The 23,310-nt window shown below is 40.7% G+C and carries 15 protein-coding genes; 9 read left to right on the forward strand and 6 right to left on the reverse strand.

Features of this window, described 5'->3' with window-relative positions; translation table 11 throughout:
* Positions 1-27 precede the first annotated feature (27 nt).
* Positions 28-1,377, reverse strand: a complete 1,350-nt coding sequence (locus ASU03_RS07435; RefSeq protein ID WP_057180878.1) for an NfeD family protein — start codon at positions 1,375-1,377, stop codon at positions 28-30.
* Positions 1,378-1,662: 285 nt separating this feature from the next.
* Positions 1,663-1,878 carry a hypothetical protein gene (locus tag ASU03_RS07440; protein ID WP_057831233.1) on the reverse strand — a complete coding sequence of 72 codons (216 nt, stop codon included), beginning with the start codon at positions 1,876-1,878 and terminating at the stop codon, positions 1,663-1,665.
* Positions 1,879-2,140: 262 nt separating this feature from the next.
* Here ASU03_RS07440 and ASU03_RS07445 point away from each other — a divergent pair, with 262 nt between their 5' ends.
* From ASU03_RS07445 to ASU03_RS07470, 6 genes are all read left to right on the forward strand, one after another.
* Positions 2,141-2,401, forward strand: a complete 261-nt coding sequence (locus ASU03_RS07445) for a DUF5062 family protein (protein ID WP_057831234.1) — start codon at positions 2,141-2,143, stop codon at positions 2,399-2,401.
* Between the two features lie 326 nt (positions 2,402-2,727).
* On the forward strand, positions 2,728-3,786 hold the full coding sequence (aroG, locus tag ASU03_RS07450) for a 3-deoxy-7-phosphoheptulonate synthase AroG (protein WP_057831235.1): 1,059 nt from the start codon (positions 2,728-2,730) through the stop codon (positions 3,784-3,786).
* Between the two features lie 76 nt (positions 3,787-3,862).
* Entirely contained in the window at positions 3,863-4,903 is a 1,041-nt protein-coding gene (locus tag ASU03_RS07455; protein WP_057831236.1) for an AAA family ATPase, read from the forward strand.
* Positions 4,904-4,926: 23 nt separating this feature from the next.
* Positions 4,927-5,943 (forward strand): hypothetical protein, encoded by a 1,017-nt coding sequence (locus ASU03_RS07460; RefSeq protein WP_231731522.1) that lies wholly within the window; start codon positions 4,927-4,929, stop codon positions 5,941-5,943.
* Between the two features lie 164 nt (positions 5,944-6,107).
* On the forward strand, positions 6,108-8,183 hold the full coding sequence (locus ASU03_RS07465) for a transglutaminase TgpA family protein (RefSeq protein WP_231731523.1): 2,076 nt from the start codon (positions 6,108-6,110) through the stop codon (positions 8,181-8,183).
* Positions 8,184-8,359: 176 nt separating this feature from the next.
* A complete protein-coding gene (locus tag ASU03_RS07470; protein WP_057831238.1) occupies positions 8,360-8,719 on the forward strand; it encodes a DUF4870 domain-containing protein in 360 nt (119 codons plus the stop codon).
* A 108-nt stretch (positions 8,720-8,827) separates the two neighbouring features.
* On the opposite strand, the gene msbA is transcribed toward ASU03_RS07470, so the two are convergent.
* The 4 genes from msbA to ASU03_RS07490 form a co-directional block, all read right to left on the reverse strand.
* Entirely contained in the window at positions 8,828-10,624 is a 1,797-nt protein-coding gene (gene msbA, locus ASU03_RS07475; RefSeq protein WP_057831239.1) for a lipid A export permease/ATP-binding protein MsbA, read from the reverse strand.
* Positions 10,621-11,430, reverse strand: coding sequence for a lysophospholipid acyltransferase family protein (locus ASU03_RS07480; RefSeq protein WP_197411218.1), 810 nt, complete (start codon positions 11,428-11,430; stop codon positions 10,621-10,623). Before ASU03_RS07480 ends, msbA begins: the two co-directional genes overlap by 4 nt.
* A 103-nt stretch (positions 11,431-11,533) precedes the next feature.
* Positions 11,534-11,764 carry a hypothetical protein gene (locus ASU03_RS07485; RefSeq protein ID WP_057180887.1) on the reverse strand — a complete coding sequence of 77 codons (231 nt, stop codon included), beginning with the start codon at positions 11,762-11,764 and terminating at the stop codon, positions 11,534-11,536.
* Positions 11,764-13,479, reverse strand: coding sequence for an AMP-binding protein (locus tag ASU03_RS07490; protein ID WP_157465848.1), 1,716 nt, complete (start codon positions 13,477-13,479; stop codon positions 11,764-11,766). Before ASU03_RS07490 ends, ASU03_RS07485 begins: the two co-directional genes overlap by 1 nt.
* 288 nt (positions 13,480-13,767) lie before the next feature.
* Here ASU03_RS07490 and recC point away from each other — a divergent pair, with 288 nt between their 5' ends.
* Genes recC through recD form a run of 3 tightly spaced genes read left to right on the forward strand, consistent with a single transcriptional unit; the run spans position 13,768 to position 23,250 of the window.
* On the forward strand, positions 13,768-17,340 hold the full coding sequence (gene recC / locus ASU03_RS07495; RefSeq protein WP_082627199.1) for an exodeoxyribonuclease V subunit gamma: 3,573 nt from the start codon (positions 13,768-13,770) through the stop codon (positions 17,338-17,340).
* Entirely contained in the window at positions 17,340-21,173 is a 3,834-nt protein-coding gene (gene recB / locus ASU03_RS07500; protein ID WP_057831243.1) for an exodeoxyribonuclease V subunit beta, read from the forward strand. The genes recC and recB overlap by 1 nt, the downstream gene beginning before the upstream one ends.
* Positions 21,166-23,250: an exodeoxyribonuclease V subunit alpha gene (gene recD / locus ASU03_RS07505; protein ID WP_231731524.1), complete on the forward strand. Its 2,085-nt coding sequence runs from the start codon at positions 21,166-21,168 to the stop codon at positions 23,248-23,250. The genes recB and recD overlap by 8 nt, the downstream gene beginning before the upstream one ends.
* Positions 23,251-23,310 lie beyond the last annotated feature (60 nt).

Genomic DNA, 23,310 nt, shown 5'->3' on the forward strand with positions numbered 1-23,310 from the left:
ATTCTGTTGTTACCTCTATCTTGCTGGCTATTTTTTCTGCGGTTCTGATGATCTTGTCACGCTGACAGTTAAGCCAGTAAAGCTATTCACTGTCACTAACTGCCCTTGTTTAAGTGGCTCTGTGCTGATTGCCGCCCAATGCTCGCCTTTTAATAAAATAACCCCTTCAGGGGTGAAATCCTCAAGTACTGTACCTTGTGCGCCAATAAGCGCGGCCAAGCCACTAACAACTTGATTACTACGCATACGCCATATATAGCCTAGAATAAAAACAATAAATGAGCCGCTGGCAATGGCGAGGGAAAAAATGAGCGTTAAGGACACCTGAAACTGTTGCTGATCGGTATCTATTAGAAAAATAGAACCTAAGATAAAGGCGACTAAGCCACCCATGCCAAAGACGCCAAAACTCGGTATCATAGACTCAACAATGAGTAAGCTGATACCAAGTAATAATAACGCAAAACCTGCGTAGTTAATCGGTAACAGCTGAAAGGCATAAAGAGCAATAAACAACGAAATAGCCCCGGTAACACCAGCAATGCCAATACCAGGGCTATAGAATTCCAGTAATAAGCCATAGATACCAATTAGCATTAACAGATAAGCAATATTCGGATCGGTAATGGTGGCAATAAATTTACTGCGCCAATCGGGTTGGCGGTAAACCAACTGCGCACCCGCGAGCTGTAGAGGGTATTCTTGCTGTTTAACTATGATGGTTTTACCATCAAGTACTTGTAATAATTTTTCAGGACTCTCAACTAAATAGTCAATAACATTTTTTTCCAACGCTTCTTTCGCAGATAAAGTGGCTCCTTCGCTAACGGCCAGCTCAGCCCATTTGACATTGCGCCCCCTTAATTGTGCTAAAGAGCGAATGTAGGCGATGGCATCATTGAGGACTTTTATCTCCATGGCGGATTTTTGTCGGCTTGCTTCTTTGTCTTGTTGCTTAGGGGAGAAACCCCCCGCGATATTTACTGGCGTAGCTGCGCCCAATGTGGTCGCTGAAGACATTGCCGCGACGTGACAAGCATAAAGTATATAGGTGCCTGCACTAGCGGCGCGTGCACCTTGTGGAAAAACTAAGCACAATAGCGGTATGTCTGAATCAAGTATGCGCTGATTTATATCGCGCAAACTACTGCTTAAACCACCGGGAGTATCGATAATAAGTATGATAGCCGATGCTTGTGCTTGTTGATTGGCTCTGCTGATTTCTTTGGCAATATAATCACTCACTGCAGGGCCAATAGCACCTTTTATCGTTAACACTGGGATATGTTGTTGAGTAGCAGGGCGGTGTTCTGCTGCCAGTAGCTCGCCGAGCAACAAAGGGCTGCTAAGTATAATAAATAATAATAAGCGCAACATAACTGCACACCCAAGTTAATCACCACTTGTACTTATTTTAGCTCAAATAATGAACAGTTGCTAAATAGAATTAACCTTAGAGAAAAGCTAAATAGATGAAAGTAATAATGTCAGCAAGCGGATGTTCAGCCGAGTTTTACCTGGGAGTTTGTCGCAGGAAAATCTACCAGCGCCATGGTCTAATAGAGTGAGAAATGGGGGAGGTAATTGCTATCTCCCCCTTAGCAATGTCAGTGTCGATGTGCTCGTTAGCAACTTGTTGTTAACGATATATTATGGCCAAGGTTACTTCTTATGAACCCGGTAATTTGGGTCGGTCCAGCACCGAGGTAAGTCTTCACCCGATAAAAAAACCAGCTCTGATTTCTTAAATTCTTGTGGGTCTTGTACCTCTTCCCCCACTTGATAACATCCCAAAACCTTTTCATGATACAAATTGGTTAAATCTCGTATTGTATCGACATCGACCATATCGCCATTTTTTCTGTTTTTTAAAAACATAATAACCTCCAGAAAGCGTAACCCCTGTGCTTACTAGTATAACCGCTAATCGGATTGATGACGGGTAAACAGGCTTTAAAAACGTAGGGGGACAGAATAGATTGTTACCTCAATAGCTAGCACACTATTAAAATATGCAATTGCTTGTTTATTGGTCACATTTGGCGTATTAGGCCGGTGTTTATATCAGTACTTAAGCTTGTATTTAGACGTCATTTAACGCATGGTAATAACAATCAGATTGCTACAAGGTCGATATTCAATGAAAAAATTAAAAAATGAAGCTGAATTGCTAAAAAAAGCGTTAAGCATTGGTGAAAATTACGCGGTTAACCGTGGCTACAATAGTTTTGCCGCGACAAACTCTGCCAAAGATAAAATAGAAAGTCTTTATCGCTTATTGGTGAATGATAAGCTCATTCAACCCTTAGCTATCGATAATGAAGACCAACCCAATATGAAGCATAAATTGGCACTTTGGATCGCAAAACAGTTACCCGAGGGTCATGATTTACTTAAATAATGATGTCGCTTTACCGTGTTAATTCACCGGGGGTGTTAGTTAATATTTACGGAATTTGTCGTCATTTTTCAATATTAGAATATTTATTCTAATAACTAGCCTGTAACAGCAATTTTTCATGGTATTCAACCAGCAACACTGCTAGATTGTTTTTGGGATTCTAATTAGGAATTAATAATAAGGTATTTAGGGGACGTTATTTTACTAAAGCCATAACTAACGATATGGCAAAGCTAAAAGTAACATAAACACCACTGAGTATCGTCAACATTCAGGCTAAATGAATTAGTCATGAATAAGCAACAAATAGCAGTAGAGAGCCAACTATGTACCAAACTGACGATGTACGCATCAATAAAATTAAAGACTTATTACCTCCAATTGCTTTATTGGAGCGATTTCCTGCGTCAGAGCAAGCCACTAAATCCGTTGTTGCCGGCAGAACTGCTATTCACAATATTCTCAACGGTAAAGATGATCGCTTACTGGTGATTATTGGACCTTGCTCTATTCACGATCCTAAAGCTGCGCTTGAGTATGGCCAGCGTTTGGTCAAGTTACGTGAAAAGTATAAAGGTAGTCTTGAAATAGTGATGCGGGTTTATTTTGAAAAACCACGGACAACGGTCGGTTGGAAAGGCTTGATCAATGACCCTTATATGGATAACAGCTTTCAATTAAATGATGGCTTACGTTTAGGTCGGAAATTACTGTTGGATCTTAATGATCTTGGTTTGCCAACGGCGGGTGAGTTCTTAGATATGATCACGCCACAATATATAGCGGACTTTATGTGTTGGGGAGCTATAGGTGCGCGTACGACCGAATCACAAGTACATCGTGAATTAGCCTCAGGGCTTTCTTGTCCGGTTGGCTTTAAAAACGGTACTGACGGTACCATTAAAATTGCTATCGATGCTATTGGCTCTGCCGCTGCATCTCATCACTTTTTATCGGTGACAAAATTTGGTCATGCGGCCATAGTCGAAACGACAGGTAATGGTGATTGCCATATTATTTTACGTGGCGGAAAAACCACTAACTTTGATGCGGACAGTGTTAAATCGGTCATCGAGCAGTTATCTTCGTGTGATTTAAACCCTAAGGTGATGATTGACTTTAGCCATGCTAACTCAAACAAAAAATTTGAAAATCAAATGTTAGTCTCTACTGATGTAAGTCAGCAAATAAGCCAAGGCAATGAAAATATCTTCGGTGTTATGGTTGAAAGCCATTTAGTGGCAGGTAATCAAAACCTAGTTAACGGTAAAGCTGAAGTCTATGGACAAAGTATTACCGATGCTTGTATTGGTTGGCCTGATACCGAGCAGTTATTAAGTCAGTTAAATGAAGCGGTTGCTAATCGACGTTATATTAACGACTAACTGCAGCTAGTGATTCCCTTTATTGTCAATTCATGATAAAACGTCTAATTAACTCATTATAATTAGACGTTTTTTTATGCCGCAAACGCCGCCAGTTGTAGATATAGTACAAGCCAGTCAAGCAGCCATCACTGCCATTCTAAATAAAATTGAAACCGTGGTATTAGGTAAACCGAAAGAGTGCCGTTTAGCGCTTGCTTGTTTACTTGCTCAAGGACATTTATTAATAGAAGATTTACCGGGTATGGGTAAAACGACACTGGCCCATGTGCTCGCCACCACCTTGGGTTTAACTTATCAGCGCACACAATTTACCAATGATTTATTACCGGCTGATATAGTCGGTTTTTCCATTTTTGATCAGGCAACTAATCGTTTCGAGCTGCACAAAGGCCCTATTTTTAATCAAGTGGTCTTGGCCGATGAAATTAATCGGGCGAGTCCTAAAACCCAAAGTGCTCTGCTTGAAGCCATGGCTGAACAGCAAGTGAGTATTGATGGTATTACCCATGAATTACCAAGACCATTTTTTGTTATTGCTACGCAAAATCCTTTATTTCACGCCGGTACATATCCATTACCTGAGTCGCAACTGGATCGGTTTATGATGCGTTTATCCCTCGGCTTCCCTGATATAAAAGCGGAAAAGCAGATTTTATTAACTAGCTCTCAGCGGACTAATCAGAAGACCGCAGATAATCAGGCTGCAGTAGTTAGTCAAGATGAGCTTATTGCCATGCAAGATGCCGTCAGTCAAATAAGTGTTTCAAATGACGTGCTTGAGTATATTATTGCGTTAAGTCATGTCAGTAGACGGGCTTATAGTAGTCACACTAGCCAGGTAAATAATAGCGGAGAAACTGCCGCTGAAATTAGCTGCAAGCCATTATCACCAAGGGCATCAAAAGCACTGTTACAAGCCGCTAAAGCGATGGCTTTTATTGATAACCGTGATTATATTTTACCTGATGATGTACAAGCGGTATTTTATGTGGTGTGCCAGCATCGATTAGAAATGCAAGCTAACCAACAGCTAGACCCAAGTCAACAGGAGTCTACCAGCGTGGCTAGGCAAATACTCAATAGTGTTGATGTGCTTAATCCGCTTGGTTACTAAGTAGATCGCTAACGGGTATCATTATGGCAATAACTTCATTTTCATTGGTTAAACCGCTGAGACGTTTCCTTGATGAAAACTTTGAGCGTTGGCTCGCTCATCGCCTGCCAAGTAGGCGGGAGCATCAACTAAATAGCCGAAATATAATGATATACCCAACCCGTTTTGGCCTTACCTACGTAGGTTTTGTCGTCTTGGTGTTTTTATTAGGCACCAACTACCAAAATAATATCATTTTATTGTTTAGCTATTTATTAGCGAGTTTGTTTATTAGTGTCATGCTGCATAGTTTTTATAACTTTTCACAATTGCGTTTTTATAGCAGGGCAAAACAACAAGGTTATGCTGATGCCACCTTATATTATGCCATTAAAATAACGGCTAAAAAAACGCATTATGATATCAATGCTCATTTTAGTGATGTCAGCTTAAACAGCCCCATTGTCAACATGGGGCAATGTAAACAGGGGACACAAGAGTTAATCCTAGCCTATAAACCCTCTAAACGAGGCCAATATAAATTAGGCCGAGTCACTGTATTTAGCGAATATTCCTTAGGGCTATTTAAAAGTAAAGCCATGTTAGATTTTGGCCACTATGCCATTATTTATCCTAAAGCTAAAAGTTTAATTGCTGGTCAATATCAATTATCAGGGCAAGTAGATGAGCCAAACAGAGAAAGTTATCAAACTATGAATAGTGTTGGCAGCGATGATTTTTTAGAATTAAAGAGCTTTGTTCGCGGTGAATCCAAAGCCAGAACCGCTTGGAAGCAGTTAGCAAAGGGGCAAGGGCACTACTCAAAACACTATCAAACAAGCCAAGGGCAATTAACATGGTTAAAACTTAGCGACATGCCCAGTAATGATCTAGAAATACAATTGGCCTATTTAAGCTTTCTTATTGGTGAATTGACGGCAGCTAAGCAAAGCTTTGGTTTAGCGCTATCCTCTGATATGGCAAATAAATCCATGAACATCCCACCTAACTCTGGCTTTGAGCACCAACAAGCTTGTTTGACGGCACTGGCTTTATATTGATGATGTTATTCAAAAAGAAAAAGAAGCAGCTGTCAAAAGGCACGAGCGGGAACGTTAACAGTAAAACCAGGAGTAACTTTTACTTAAGCCGACAAAACACCTGGCTACTTTGGTTGTGCCAATGTTTAAATATCGCCGTCGTTGCCATGGAACTAAGCACCTGGATGTTGACAATTATTGCTTTATCATTGGCATGGCAGGCACTTTTATTACAGCAAAATAGCGATAGGGCTACCACCAGCAGGGGGAAACATCCTGGCACAGTTCAGAGTAACTTAGCGAATAAGCGCCACAGTCATGGCCTAAGTAAACAACTAACAACTAATGTCTCTCCCGTGGTGCTGGGCATATTTGCACTATTGGGCTGCGTTGCAATCGCGCTTACCGCCAAGCAGGTCGGTATTCTGCTTAGTATGGTGCATTTACTTTGTTTTTCTTATGCACTTAAAGGTTTTGAATTAAGAACACGTAGAGATTTTTATCAACTGTTATTATTGGGTTTGTTCATTTTAGCTTCGGCACTTATTTTTAGGCAAGACTTGGCTTTTTCCCTGATAATATTCAGCTTATTAATCCTTAATTTAACGGTATTGTTACAGTTTTTTTCCTCGGAAAAGGCTTTTGCCACTAATCTTAAGGTGGTGGTGGTCTTATTGGGGCAAAGTGCTCTTTTGGCTATGGTACTCTTTTTAGTTTTTCCTCGGCTGTCACCTTTTTGGCAAGTACCATTCGCTAAGTCCGCTGAAACGGGTTTGTCCGATACCGTTAAACCAGGTGATATTGCCAATTTAACCCGCTCAACTAAATTGGCTTTCCGTGCTGATTTTGGTACACAAAAAGTACCCGATTATGCACAGTTATACTGGCGGGCCATAGTGCTAGAAAATTACGATGGCAGGCAGTGGCGCAGACAAAATAAAGTTACCACAAACAATACTGCGGCTAGAAGCATAATTTTTGATGCCAGTAACACTGAGGTTTTACCCTTAACGTATCAAGTATTTGTTGAAGCGAGTTTCCAAAAATATTTGTTTGCTTTAGCGCCGGCGGTTGTGACCGGCAATACCAGTGGCATTACTGCCCAAACTGATTACACCATCCAGAGCTCAACCATTATTAGCCAAGCTAAGTCTTATCGGTTAACTAGCTATTTAACCGCGCCATTAGCACTTGAGTTATCGCCCCAGAGTAGACAAATAAATTTGAGCTACCCTCAGGGGAGTAACCCTAGGCTTGAGCAATTGGCGTTACAGTTACAACATAACTATGTTGATGTGCAGGCGCGTGCACAGGCGGTATTAACGCTAATTAACCAACAAAATTATTCTTATACCTTACAACCGCCCTTATTGATAAATAACAGCTTAGATCAATTCTTTTTTGATAGCCAAGCAGGTTTTTGTGTACATTATGCCAGCGCATTTACTTTTCTTATGCGCGCTTCAGGAATACCGGCACGACTGGTTACTGGCTATTTAGGTGGTGAATATAATGGTGTTACTGCTGAGGTAAATAGTGCCGGAAAAATAGTGAATAAAGGCCATTTAAGTATTTATCAATATGACGCTCATGCTTGGTCTGAGATATGGGTGGCAGGTAAAGGATGGTTGCGTATTGACCCAACGGGTGCGGTAGACCCGCAGCGGGTAAATATTGGTTGGTCAAATCAGTTACTGCAAGAGCAAGCTGAGCTGAATAATAGCTTCTTTAGCTTATATCGTATGAAGAATATTACTTGGCTAAATACTTTACGTTTACAATTTGATGCCCTCGACTACCAATGGACCCGCTGGGTTATTGGTTTTACCAGCCAGCAACAATATGACTTATTGAAACACTGGTTTGGCAAGATGGTCCCGTGGAAATTAGCGTTAATTATAGCCGTGACCTTGGTGCTCAGCATGCTAATGCTGATGTTGTTATTACACTGGTTAAATCGTCCTAAGGTAAAAAAACAAACCTTTGCTCAGTGGCAAATAATTTATCATAAAGCCATCGACCGATTAGCAAAACAAGGCATAGAAAAACCTTTAGCCATGACGGTTAATGATTTTGCTAAAAAGATCAGGCAGCAATGTCCAGAGTTAGCTATTGTTTTCACTCGACTCAGTGCTAGTTATAATCGACTGTGCTACCAGACGTTATCAATAAGTGAACAAGAAAAGCAGGCAGTAACAATGCAGCAACAATATCATCACTTTATCCAAGTATTAAAAAATAGCGATAAAAAACATTTATAGGATTTATTCATAAAATTGAAATAATTAGCTGCTATTTTAACTGACAACACATAAAACCATCTTGTTGAATGACATTATTTTTCCTAAATTAAGGTTAAGTCCTAAGTAACATATTTAGCTACTTACATTCGTTACTCAGGCGGTTTTCCCTAAACATTAGTTACGGAGTGTCTGTTATGCCACATATACCAAGTGATTATGACAATGTTTTTGAAAAGAAAATGAATTGGGCCGAGCGACATAAAATGGCAATACTCGTTGCGGTTATTAGTTATTTCACCCTAATAGGTTGGGTGGTAGCTATGGTTATCTATGATAAACATCAATCTTCACTAGCCAGTTTTCATTTACGGCAATCTTTAGGTTTAATTATTACTGGAGCCATACTTTCTTTGATCCCTTTAGTGGGTTGGATACTTAATATAGCTGTCGTAGTAGCATGGGCCGTAGGACTATATTGTGCGATTAAAGGGCGTGAATATAAAGTGCCTTTACTCGGTGATTCGTATCAACAACATCTAGATTTTATTAAGTGATGCTAGTAGTTGCCAAGATGAATTTATGCTAACCGTCAATACTGTTGGCACAATTTACTTGCAACCAAGCAGCAATATTGCTCGAGCAAGCAAGCTTGTTACCACCACTTAACCACTTTTTTGGTGCAGTGCGTGGTAATAACCTGCTTTGGCGAGTAGCTCTAGATGAGTGCCTTGTTCGACCAATTCGCCTTGGTTGAGCACGATAATTTCATCGGCATTTCTTATGCTTGATAACTTATGGGCAATAATCAATAAGGTTTTGTTTTTGCTTAGCCGAGTGAACGCTTCCTGTATATGTTGTTCACTGTGGTTGTCTAAGGCGGAAGTCGCTTCATCTAAGATGATAATGCTGGCATCACGTAAAATGGCACGAGCAATGGCTATTCGTTGGCGTTGCCCTCCCGATAAATTGCGACCATTTTCTCCTATTGGCGTATTTAAACCTAAGGCTAGCTCTTTAGCAAAAACGGTGACATTGGCATCAAGTGCAGCTTGCTCAACTTCTTCGTTTGATACGGGGCGATTACAGCCAAAACGGATATTGTTTGCTAGGGTGTCATCTATTAACACAATATCTTGTGAGACAAAAGCAAACTGTGCTCTAAGTGACGCTAAGCTATAATTTTCAATGGCTATGTCATTAATGAAAATGGACTGTGGCGGCGATTGATATAAACGTAATAATAAGCGGGCTAGGGTGCTTTTACCGCTGCCGGATTCACCGACAAAAGCAACACTGCTACCGGCTTTTATCTTCACTGAAAAATGTTTTAACGCGGGTTGAGCCTTACCTTGATAAGAGAAAGATAAATTGTTAAAGGTAATTTTTGAGCATTGTGATAATAAATGCTTGCTACCCGTATCAGGCTCTTCTTTTTCATCTAGAAAACTAAACAAACTGCTTGCTGCCGTTAAACCCTTTTGTAAGTGTTGATTAATATTACTTAGTTGCTTAAGTGGTTTGAGCAATGAGCCCATGGCAATTAAAATCAGCGTGAAACTGCCGGGGCTTAATTGATTGAGCACCTGCTCATTACTGGCAAGGAGTAGTACCGCAGCAATAGCAAACGAGGCAATAAGTTGAATGACCGGATTAGTTATGGCACTTGTTGCTTGTAACTTCATATTTTGTTGACGGTTATGGTTGTTTATTTGCTCGAACTGAGCGCTTATTTGACCACTAGTATTGAGTAATATTATTTCTTGTTGATTTGAAATTGCTTGCTCTGTTGCCTTACTGACTTGCCCCATACTTTTTTGTAATGCGCGGCTAATCATTTTAAAGCGCTTCGATACCTTGTTAATAATTAACGCGATAATGGGTGCTATCACCAAGAAAATTAGTGTTAATTGCCAACTGTGGTAAAACATCATAGTGAGTAATACTAAGATGATGACAGACTCTCGGATGACAATAACGACAGCCGTTGCAAAGGTCTGAGATACTTGCTCGCTATCATAGATGAGTTTAGCAATAAGGCTGCCACGGCTATTGTTATCAAAAAAGGTTCGAGGTAAAAATAATAACTTATCAAAAGCTTGTTGCCGTATTTGATACGTTACCTTGCTACTGACGTAGGCAATGGCATAGTTTGAGATAAAACTTGCACTACCACGTAGCAAAAAAATCCCGATGATTAATAAAGCGCCTAGTTGTAAGGTGTTGCTATCGGCTTTTCCTAAACCTTGGTCAATAAGTGGCTTGACCAAATAAATCATACCAGCATCAACCAAACTAAATAAACATAGAGCAAGCAAGGCAATGAAAATAAGCTTTTTATGTATCAGGTAATAAGCGAGTAATCTGCGGTATAAACGGGTGCTTTTATTTGCAGTGTTGCTTGAAATATAATTTACCGTATTGTTTGATGATTTTTCCAGACTATTTACCTTGCTTATCATGATTCGTAGTTTTTCCAACGGTTATATGACCAATACCATTGGCTTGGATATTGTCTAATTATTTGCTCAAAGCGTTGGTAAATTTGTGCCATCACTTGTTCAACGTTTTGCTCAATTTCTTGCTCTGCTAGGTTTTTTTCAGATCTTTGTTGTTGCAATGTTTCAAAAAATACTTGTACTTGGCCGTCGTCTTGATAAACCGCATAGGCCAGTAATAGCGGTTTTTTAGTCATTTTTGCCAGTAAAACTACGCCAGCAGGTGCTTTAGTTTTTTGTCCAAAAAAGGTTACTTCAGTTTGGTTGGCGTACAGATCGCAATGCAAAGAAATATACGCATTATTGCCCGCTTGGATTAATAACTGGCTAAAAGCATGTGCAGATTTTTTATTGATGGCGGTAATATTAACGGCAGAATAAAAGTCCATTTCATCGGCTAAAAAATTAGGGATGTTAGTTAAAGTGACTGAATTATTGGCAAATTTTGCCACAGCAAGCGGCACTGCTTCGTAGCAGCCTAAATGCATGGTGGCAATGCAAGCCCCTGTTCCTGATTGCAAAATTTGTAAGGTTTCTTCATCACAAAAAATATCAGGATCTACTTGTGATAACCAAAAAGACTCGGCCACGCCATAGGCACAATTACCATAAGCTTCAAAGGCCAAGTCAGTTGCTTCTTTAATACTGAGTTCTGGCATGGCTCGGACAATATTATTGATGGCACGTTTTCTGGTTTTTGTAGCAAAACGTAGTATTATTTTGCCGATATTGTTGATTAATTTCTTACGTCGATTTTTAGTTAACTTCATTAAAGTACTCACCAAAAATCTTATGCTGAGACTCATTGCTTTATGCTTTATTAAGGTTCGTTTCGAACCTGCTACCTCTTTGTCTGTAGACTTGCTAGAGCGTTCAACTTTCATGGTGCTGCTCAACCCAAAAAATAAACTCATCGATTTGTCTTAAGTTAGCGGTAAGTGCCTGCTCAAAGGGCAGTGTTAGCTTGAATTTCTGTTCCAGCTCTAGCATGAGCATCATGAAATCGAATGATTTTATCGTGCCAAGTAAGTTGTCCGTTAGGTCTATTAACGGGCAATGGGTCTTTTCTTCAATGAACTGAATGATACTTTGTTGTATTAACATTATAGGGTCTCCTTAGGAGTAGTTATTTTATTATGATCACCACTAAGTAGCGCTTTGATATCCACTTTGCCACTGATATTACGGGGTAATAATGGCTGAAAATCAAACTCATCAGGCACCATGTAAGTGGGTAAATGCTGTAAACAATGCTTGCTTAGGGCGGCAAGAGTGTGTTGGTAATTGTCTAAGACTGAAGTTGAACTTGAACTTGAACTCGAAGCTGAACAAGTGGAGGAGTTTTGTTGGTATTCAATAAAGGCGATGATCCTAGTATTGCCGCTATGATCAAGGTGTGCAGCAACAACACACCAAGTGATATCGTTGGAAAAGCTAACAATGGCAGTTTCAATCTCGGCAGCTTCGACCCGATGACCTGATACTTTAAATTGCTGATCGTTACGACCATGAAAGACGATATTTTGTTGTTGGTCATAATAGACAATATCGCCGGTACGGTAGAAACGTGTTGCGCTTTGAGCTAACGGGCTTGCTAGTGTGATAAAAGCTTGCGCTGTTTTCTTACTGTCTTGGTAGTAACCGTCAACAAGTTGATCACCGGCTAGATACAATTCAGCTAAGGTATTGCTGGTTGTTATCTCTTTATTATCGTTGACCAGTATGGCCGTTAATCCAGGCAAGGCTTGACCAATGGGTACTGATGCTGAGGTGATTGCTTGCTGGTCACTTAATTCAAAATAAGTGGCGGTAATCGTACACTCTGTTGGACCGTAGAGATTGATTACCCGACTATTATGAGCACATTTTTGCCACTTTAACGCTTGGCTGGTGAGTAGTTTTTCACCACCAAAACAGCTTAGTCTCAAGCTAGGTAATTGCTGAGGTTTTAATAAGCGCATTTTATCCATAAAAGATAACACTGAAGCAACGGCGGAAAAAACAGATAATTGATGCTGTTTAATAAATGCCATCGGGCAGATAAGCTGTTCATTAGGAATAATATAGAGCGCCGCGCCTTTGTGCCAGCAACTGAACATATCATGTACGGATAAATCAAAAGATAATTCAAAAAACTGACTGACTTTATCGCTTGCCGTTATCTTTAAAAGCTTATCGAGCCGGTGCAGGTGACTGATAATGTTTTTATGACTAACGGCAATGCCTTTTGGTGTGCTGGTACTACCCGAAGTAAATAAGATATATGCATAAGGGGATGCCGTTAATGATGCTATGTTCGTTGTAGTTGTTGCAGTGGTATTTGCTCTTAGGTCAGAGCTGCTTATTGAAATCGCATCGTCAATGTTAATATACTGATGGCGTTTGTTATTTGTGCCTAAATACAAGACAACTAATGGCTGTTTAGTGTGTTGTAATAACTCCGATGGGTCTTCGTTAGCAGCAACCAAGAGTACCTGGCTATTTATTTCTGACAATATCTTGCTATTTCGCTTGGCCGGTTGTTTGATATTAAGCGGTACATAGGCATTATTACTGGCCAGAATGGCGAGTATGCCGGCGTACATCTGCCATTGTCGGCCACCATAAATAGCCACTGGGTATGACGCATCATTAAAATAACGAATGCTGTTCGCCCATTGTTGACTCAGTGCAAATAAAGCTTGGTAGGTAAAGGTTTTCACCTGTCCTTTTTTGCCTTTGACACTGTTATTTTTTATGGCACTAGCGTCAACATAAAGGGCGATATTATTGGGAAACTGCTTTGCGGATGTGGCAAAGCTTGCTTGATATAAATTCATTCGTTGTCGTTGGGCTGCTGATTTTATGAAAGCTAATGTAACCAATAACACGGTTATCTTCGGTAACTATTTTGTCGATAAAATGTCGTAACTATGGGTAAATTTGTAAAAAAGTGTCAAGGTAAGGGAAAAAATAGCAGAGCTTTCTTCGCTAGCTAACTAATTTTACTCGTATTCTTTAACGCCTTATGGTTAAATTTAAGGTAATTTTATTAGTTGATTTCTCATGTCATAATGAGTGGTTTTTAGCCACTGGCAATCATAGTCATTTACAATTAAGGCATTATCTTGATCCATCTTTATCCTGCCAACAAAATGGAAAATTTGTTGCTCTTGCTCAACAAAATATCGGAACTTTCCCCTCTAGGTGTATTTAATCAAGAAGTCATTGTCGTGCAAAATGCGGGTATGCAGCATTGGCTTAACTTAGCGATCGCTAAAGAGCGTGGTATAAGTATGAATATGCGTTACGCGTTACCGGCTCAATTCCTGTGGAAGTTAATAAGGTCACTGGCTAGCGAAGATAAAGTGCCTGATCAGTCACCTTACTCCAGAGAAGTGCTTTGTTGGCGTATACATGCACTTCTAGCACTCGATTCAGTGGTCGAAGATGATGATTTTAGTCAAGCCAGCCACTATTGGCGTGGTGACATATCGGCAGATTCAGTAGATGGCAGTAGTTATAATGAAGACAAACAAGCGCAATTAAAACGTTATCAATTAGCCACACAATTAGCTGATTTATATGAGCAGTATTTGATTTTTAGACCACAGTGGTTAGACAGTTGGCAACAAGGAAATTTTGAACTGCAAGGTCTTGAAAAAATTGCTGCCAGTGAACATAAATGGCAAGGCAAATTATGGCGCTTGTTAATTGAGCAATTACCTTATAACCCGGTTGAATTACTCAAGGATGCTATTGCCAATATTGCCAACAAAAAAGATCTTATTCCGCCCCGCATTAGTTTCTTCGGTCTTAATACTATGGCGCCGATGTGGCTTGATTTTATTAATGCCTTGAGTGAGCATGTTGAAGTACATTTCTTTCATCTTAATCCGTGTTTCTCCTATTGGGGAGATATAGTGACTGAAAAACAGGCGCTCAATAAGTTATCACAATGGTCCGATGGTGTTTCAGCCGATGAGAGCGAGGTACAAAACTTTGTCGGCAATCCTCTATTAGCTAACTTAGGCCAACAAGGCCGAGAGTTTATCTCCATGTTGCAAGATTACAGCACCATAGATGTTGAATTGTTTGAACACGCTAAAAATGACCAACCGAGCATGGCAGCAGCGGAAAAAACCAGTGTTTTACATCAGCTGCAAAATGATATTCTTTCGCTTACTGATGCCAGAATTGAGGGAAAAAGTGAGGCTAGCGATGATGACAAGGATGCGCTAAATACGGCTGGTCAAGATGATTCTATTGTCATCACTAGTTGTCATAGTGCTTTACGAGAAGTGCAAGCATTGCATGACTACTTATTACATCAATTTAACCAAGATAACAGCTTAACACCAAAAGATATCTTGGTGATGTGTCCACAAGTGGAACAATATGCTCCTTATGTTAATGCTGTCTTTACTCGGGGTTGGCAAGATATAGCCGGTGAAGTACCGCCACTGCCTTGCTCTATTGCTGATCGTAGTGCTAAAGATAGTGATCCCTTAGTCGCCGCTTTTACCGAGTTACTGACCTTACCTGATAGCCGATTTGGTGTCGCACAATTGTTATCGTTTTTACGTTTACCCGCCATGGCAAATAAATTTGCCATCAACACGGAAGACTTGGCTAAGATTTCAGCTTGGCTTGAACAAGCAACGGTGCATTGGGGCATTGATTTAAGTCATAAACAAGCATTGTTAGGGCAACAGGCCAGTGGTGCTTTTACTTGGCAACAAGGCTTAGCACGACTATTACGTGGCTTTGCTTATGCCGACAGTGAACAAATTTATCAAGAGCAACTGTTATTGAGTAATGTTGAAGGCAGTGATGGCGTGTTATTGGGTCAGTTAATGCTTTTTATCGAACAGTTACAATATTTTAGTGAAAACCTGCAACGCTCTCGTAGCGCAATACAATGGCAAAGTTTTTTACTTGCACAACTCGAGGGTTTATTTAGTCGAGTTGATGCTGATAATATCAGTAATGAAAGCAGCCTAATGGTGATTGAGCAAGCCATTGCCGGTTTGGTAGAGCATTGTCACCATGCCCATTTTGACGATGACATTTGCTGGTTAATTATCGTTGATTACCTAAGCCAACATTTTAGTCAGGGTGATGCCAGTAAGCAGTTTATGGTTGGTCAGGTCACCTTTTGTTCCATGTTACCTATGCGCAGTATCCCCTTTAAAATCATCGCGGTATTGGGCTTAAATGATGGCGAGTTCCCTCGGCAACGCCAAGCCTTGGGCTTTGATCTTATGTCGCTGTCTAAGGCTCAATTAGGCGATAGATCGCGCCGTGGTGATGACAGGTACTTATTTTTGGAAGCGATTATTTCCGCCAGAAATTCCTTGTACCTGAGCTATCAAGGGCGAAATATCAAAAATAATAATGAAAGACAACCCTCATTGGTGGTTAAAGAGTTGATGGAATATTTAGCTCAAGGTTATGGTTGGAATTTCTGTGAACACGATAGCAGTAGTCATAATGAAGCGCAGTCAACGGGAGTCTATCAATTAGCCATGCAAGCGTTTAGTGCCGATAATTATTGCGGCAAGTGGCCAAGTTTCGATGCCAATTGGTTGGCGTTAGGGCAACGTTCTGTTGCTGATGCTGGCTCAGTTGCCGATTCAATCGATAACAGTGCACAGTTAGCCATACAGGCACAAGATAATAATAAAGAGGTAAGTTTATCTTGCCAGCAATTAATACGCTTTTATCAACATCCAGCAAAAATGTTTGCCCAACAACAACTTAATTTGTACTTTGATAATGATCATAGCTTGTTAGAAGATGTTGAGCCTTTTAGTGTTAATCACTTACAAAGCTACTTATTACGCCAAGACTTGCTCAATGCAGCATTAAATAGTGAAGCATCAGCGGAGGTGTTAACCCGTGCACAGTTATCGGGTAAATTCCCCGATTTACCCACTACAGCAAGCTTGTTTAAGGATTATCAGCAGGATGTGCAGCAATTCAGTGAGGAAATAAGCAAGCTTAATTGTGCTAATCCTGAGATCATTGACTGTCATCTTGTCCTTGATGTTGACAGCCTAAGCGGTAACAAAGTTAAGGTGACATTGAATACTCAATTAGCGGTTAAGAACAACTTATTGGTGCACTATCGTAGCTCAAGCGCTAAAGCGAAAGATAAATTTACCATGTACTTTCAGCAACTTGTGGTGCAGGTATGGCAACAGCAACTCATTGCTAATGAACAGACGGCCAATGAAACGATTATTAACAATGAAGACTCGGTAAAACTACAACAAGTAACTGAAACTATTGGCTTATATTTTAATACTAAAGCGCAGAAGGTAGAGCAGTTTACGGTCGCCAATATTATTGATGCAAAAACAAAACTCATTAACCTCATTAAGATATTTTTTAAAGGTCAGCAACAAGCCTTACTGTTAAACGGTGAATTGGCCGACAAAGTCTTTACCAAAAAGCGCGGCCAGTTAACGGAAATGACCCAAGGGCGTTTTGAAAGTTTGTGGCAAGGGGATATGAGTACACGTGGCTTGGCTGATGATGATTATTTGAGTTATTTTTGGCCAGAGTGTCCGCAATACGCTAAACACCAGGCGGACATCGACTTTATTTATCAGGATTTATATCAAGTGGTCACTAAACAGGCAGCCAAACAAGTCGCTAAAAAGACAACCGCTAAAACTGCTAAGGAGAACAAATAATGACCCAGGTTAATACTCCTGACGCTAACCAAGTAGTTAACAACCTTGATAATAAGGTAGCTAGCGCAGCACTAACGCTGAAAAATCTTGATGCGGCTACTATCCCATTAAGTGGTAAACATCTAATCGAAGCCAGTGCCGGTACTGGCAAAACCTATAATATTACTCGAATCTATTTACGTTTATTACTTGAGCGTGAGCTAACGGTTGAACAAATATTATTGATGACCTTCACCAAAGATGCCACGCAAGAATTACGAGGCCGCATTGATAGCTTTATTCGCCTCGCCTTGAGTGATTGGCAGGTATTGTGTGTTGATGACCCTTATTTTACCGCCCTCGATAAACGGCTCGACAAAACTAAGCGCGAGTTTTTATTAAAACGCGCGTTACTTTTTTTAGATGAAGCGGCAATTTTTACTATTCATGGTTTTTGCCAACGGGTATTAAATCAATATGCTTTTACCAGTGGTTTACCTTTCAATGCCAACATGGCGGCGAACTCAACAGAAATCACCTTGCAAGTGTGCCAAGACTGGTATCGCAGTTTAGCTAAAACTGATGGTGATAGTTTTATGCTGTTGGCGAGCTTTTGGGCAACGCCAGCAAGCTTTTTATCAAGCTTTAATAAAGCCATAGGGCATAGCAGTGCTTTATCGGTTATCGATGTTGAAAGTATTGCCGCTGAATTTATTACCCTAGTACGCCAGGCTAAAGAACATTTAACCACAAACAGCGATTTATTTGAAAATGCGCTGATCCTGGTTAAAAAGGGCGCAGAGCAAGAAAAAAGGCGCAGCGAGCTGGCGCAATTAAACACTTGGCTGGCAAGTATTATCGACCAAGAGTTATCACTGATGGCTGTCGGTGAAGGCAAAGTTAAAATGCCCGATGCTTTTTTTGATGGTAAACGTTACGCCAGATCCACTTATAAAGCTGAATTGCTTGACGCTTTTGCACCGGTAAAACAAGTGAAAGAGCAGGTTAAGAAAATTGCCAACAAAATCAATAAAGCGAAAGCTTATACCATTGTTAAATCCGGCATTTATAACATTCGCCAGCAAGTGATCACACAAAAACAAGCGCTGAATTTACTTGATTTTGACGATCTAATTAATACCTTAGCCTATTGTCTTAGCTCTGCTGGTTTGACTGATAAAAGTTCCAACGATGAAAGCTCAAGTGATGACAATGCTAATCAACTGGCGAAACAATTACTGGCGCAATACCCGGTCGCTTTAATTGATGAGTTTCAAGATACCGACCCTAAACAGTTTGGTATTTTGCAAGCTATCTATTATGGCGATAATGCGGTCAAAGCCAATGCAGCTTTGTTTCTTATTGGCGATCCTAAGCAAGCCATTTATGGTTTTCGTGGTGGTGATATTTTTGCCTATCTCAATGCCCGTAGTGGCTGTGACTACCATTGGTTGATGGATACTAATTGGCGCTCAACGCCTGAAATGATTGCTGGTTATAATCAGCTTTTTAGCAAGAAGGCTAAAGAAGTAAGGCCTGAAGATGCTACTGGTAAACCAAGTGAGAGTGTCTTTGGTTTTGGTATTCCTTATTTAGCGGTATTGGCCGGTAAAAAATCGGCTAGTGCCAAGCAAGAAAATGCTGAGAGCGGACACGTGTTAGCAGACAGTGATAAAGCGCTGCAGTTTATTCATTTTACTGACCATGAACAACCAGATAGCAAGGTTAGTCAAGGCTCTCGGCCTATGTTGGCTAACTGGTGTGCCAATGAAATAGTGACCTTGCTCACCTCGAACGAGCATGCGGCCAAGCCAAAAGACATTGCCATATTAGTCAGAGATGGCGCTGAAGCGCGTGATATAAAACAAGCCCTAGAGCAAGCGGGTCTTGATAGTGTCTTTCTATCTGACCGAGCCAATTTATTTCATTCCGAGCAAGCCAGGCAATTGTTATGTTTGCTTAAAGGGGTACTGTTACCCGAAAATGAACGTTTGTTTGTTGCGGCATTATCATGTGGTTTATTGGGCTATGATGCAGAAAAACTGCATCAGCTGCAGCAAGATGAACTGGCCTATCAAACCCTAAAGTTTGCTTTTGTCGATTACCGCAGTCAATGGCAACGACAAGGTTTCATTACCATGGCCATTACTTTAATGCACAATCTGCTTGAGGTACCGCTACGCAATAAAGATCGTTGTTTAACCAATATTTTACATTTGTTTGAAATATTACAGGCGGCGAGTGTGCGCTTAAGTCAGGGGCAAGAGCTGTTACATTGGTTTGAACAGCAATGCCATGCCGAGTCGAATGACGTTGAAGCCGAGTTGCGTTTAGAAAGTGATGGCGACCTTATTCGTTTAATTACCCAGCATGGCTCGAAAGGCATGGAATATCCTTATGTGTTTATTCCGTTTGCTTGTCGTCATAAAGATCCACTCAAATTTGGCAATAAAGCGGTTAGTTATCTTGAGTACCATGATAAACAAGGTAATTTGTGTTTAAGCCTAGATGGCTGCAAAGAAGCTAAACAAGCCATGAGTAATGAAGCTTATGCAGAAAGTATTCGTTTACTGTATGTAGCGATAACGAGGGCAGAGCGACGTTGTTATATACTTTGTTGTGCTTTTGATGGCTATCATTTATCACCTTTAGGCAAAACGCTACAACTACAAGAGCAAGACAGCATTATTAAGGGGCTAGAAGTAGTTAAAGCAGGTGCTGAGCATGCCATTGGTATTCGTCAGGTCTCACTTGATTGTCCCCTTGATGATAATGGGCAAGTGTTAAAACAATGGGCAAGTAACAGTCAAGAGTCGGTCAATAGCGCGGTTAGTCAATTCAACGGGACCATAGAGCGAGATTGGTGGTTGAGTTCTTTTACTGCCTTAAGCCGCAATATTCGTCATGCCGGTGTTTCTAATCCTGACCGAGATACGGATACTGCCCAGAGCCAACTAGCCACATTGAGCAATAGCCCGCTAGGTAATAGCGAACTTGCCGCGTTAACTCACGGGCAACAAATTTGTTTCAACTTAGCTAAGGGTGCTCATACCGGTAACTTATTACATGATATTTTAGAGCAAACTGATTTTACTGCGCCCAACTGGCAAGAAAGTTTAGCAAAGCCGTTGTTAGTTTATGGTGAGTTAACTAGTAGCGGGGTAAATACCAGTGCCAATACTAGCTTTACTGAAGATGATTTAATTGCCTGGTTAGAGCAAGTGCTTAATACCGCTTTTATTACCGGTCATGATAATGACAATTATGCCAGTCTTAGCGATCTCGCCTTGAATAAAACCTTGCGTGAAAGTGAGTTCTATTTTCCCATGCAAGGCGAGGGCACCAGTGCCTTAGCTAAATTGCTAACCGATCACCGAAATAGTGCTGAGCGTAGTGAAAACAAGACATCAACTAGCCCCTCAACGGTAACGTTAAAGTATCCAGTGATGTTACCTAGCCATAAAAAGCTTAGCGGCATGATGCATGGTTTTATCGATTTGATTTTTGAATACCAAGGTAAATATTACTTGTGTGATTATAAATCTAGCCACCTAGGTGATAGCTTTCAAGACTATCAGTATGATGCTTTACTCGATAATGTGGAAAAAAACTATTATGACTTACAATATCTTATTTACTCCTTAGCACTACATCGCTATTTAAAGCAGACTCTTAGTGATTATCAGCCCAGTAAACATTTTGGTGGTGTCTATTATTTATATCTTCGTGGTATGACGACAGAGCCAGAGCATAAAGGTGCTGGGGTGTATTATCGTAAAATTTCGGTGCAAGAATTAAATAATTTAGATGCACTATTTGCACATGAAAATAGCGAGGAAGCGCAGTATGACTGAGATGAGAGTGAATAGTAGGAGCGAGCAAGTGTATAGCCACTTTAATCAAGTCAAAGACGCTATTCAAGGTGTTGAAGCCATTGATTATTTTTTTGCCAAAGAAATGTTTACTGCATTAATTCATAAGACAAATACTGAGACCGCCGTTGATATCGAGCCGCAAAAAACTTTATATCATGTATTTTTAGCCTTAAGTGCTAGCCTACGCGCCGGACATACGTGTTTGCCCTTGGCAGAAATTGCTGAGCAACATTGGGGCAAAGGCGTGCCAGTAAAAAATGGCGATAACTATGATTTCAGCCATGCTGGTTTTGTTTTTGCCTCGTTAACTGAACTGCAAAGCCTGTTAACAGAGTTAACTATTCAAGCCGGTGATCAACAATTACTGGTGCTGCACAAGGATAAGTTATATTTGCGCCGTTACTTTCAGTTTGAACGTGACTTAGGACATGCCATTAACCACCGCTTAAGTCAGCAATGTCGGTATGATAATGGACAAATTCAACAGTGTATTTCGGCCTTATTCCCTAAGGAGCAAGGCCTAGCATCGTTAGAAATTGATTGGCAAAAAGTGGCGGTCGCCAATGCCATTAATAAAAACTTTAGTGTTATTGCTGGCGGCCCGGGTACGGGTAAAACCTATACAGTCACTAAATTATTAGCAGCGCTGGTGATGTTAGAGCAGTTAAGAGCAAAGCCGTTAGCTGTAGCCGCGCAAAGTAAACAGGGCACACCGACACTTAATATTGCCCTTGTTGCTCCGACAGGTAAAGCAGCACAACGTTTGTCAGAGTCCATTGTTACTACTATTGCTGGTTTTAAAGACTTAATCGATGCCGAGGTGTTGGCGGAAATTCCGAGCCAAGCGCAAACCATTCACCGCTTGTTAGGGGTATTGCCCAATTCGCCTAATTTCAAACACCATGAAGATAATCCCTTAGCGTATGACATTGTCTTAATAGATGAAGTCTCTATGGTGGATTTACCCTTAATGACTCGGATATTTCGCGCGCTCAAGGATACAGCGAAAGTCATTTTATTAGGTGATGCCGATCAATTACCCTCGGTTGCAGCTGGCAGTGTGTTAGCGGATATAGCGCCACGGCCACATGGCGGCTTTAGCTCGGATAATGTGCAATATTTACGGCAAGTTTGCCAACTTACGGCTGAGCAAGGTAGCGAATTTTTATCTGGGCAGTTAACCGATCATAATAGCAATGTTGATTACTTATCGTTTCTGCTTAAATCAAGACGTTTTGACGGTAAAGGCGGTATTGGTTTGCTCGCCAATAGTGTTATTCAAGGTGATGTTAACCGTAGTTGGCAGCTACTGTGTGATGCACATTCTCAGCAAGCGGGTCAATTATCATTGGCACAAGGTGAGCTTGCTAACTGGTTAGCGCCTTTGGTTAAACAGTATTACCAGCCGATTGAATTTTGCGCCAATGTTAGCGATGCCTTTGTCTTGTTAGCACAATTTCGGGTCCTTTGTGCTACCCGGCAAGGCGATTATGGGGTCGAGCGTCTCAATGACGTGATTAAACGCTATTTAGGGAAAAATAAAGCCCTTTATCAGCAAAATGAGCCGGCGCTTTATCATGGTCAGCCCATTATGATTAATGAAAACGACTACCGTTTAGGTTTGTATAATGGCGATATCGGCATTATCTGGCGAGTAATAGATCAAGCAGGCAATACGCATCTTATGGCGTGTTTTGAAGACTCGACTGTTGAAACTAACAGGGGTGAGGACACTGACACAGGGCAGCAACCGATAAGACAAATATTGCCATCACGCTTACCGAAATTTGAAAGTGTTTATGCCATGACCATTCACAAAACCCAAGGCAGTGAGTTTGCTCATGTTGCTCTGGTTATTTCAGCGACACAGAGTGCAGCACACAATAAGCAGCAAAGAGCGAGTAAATTGTTATCACGAGAATTACTCTACACGGGGATCACTCGGGCGAAAAAACAGCTGACTATTGCCGCCCACCAAGGGGTTTGGCAGCAAGGTGTTAGCGCACAAGTTAAGCGTCATTCGGGTTTAGTTTTATGCGCAACGCGTGAAAAGTGATAACATAGCCCCTGCTCACTACTTTTTGTTTTTACCTTTTACGGTTGATTTTTATTTCTA

Source organism: Colwellia sp. TT2012 (assembly GCF_001440345.1).
In the GTDB taxonomy this organism is placed as follows: Bacteria; Pseudomonadota; Gammaproteobacteria; order Enterobacterales; family Alteromonadaceae; genus Colwellia.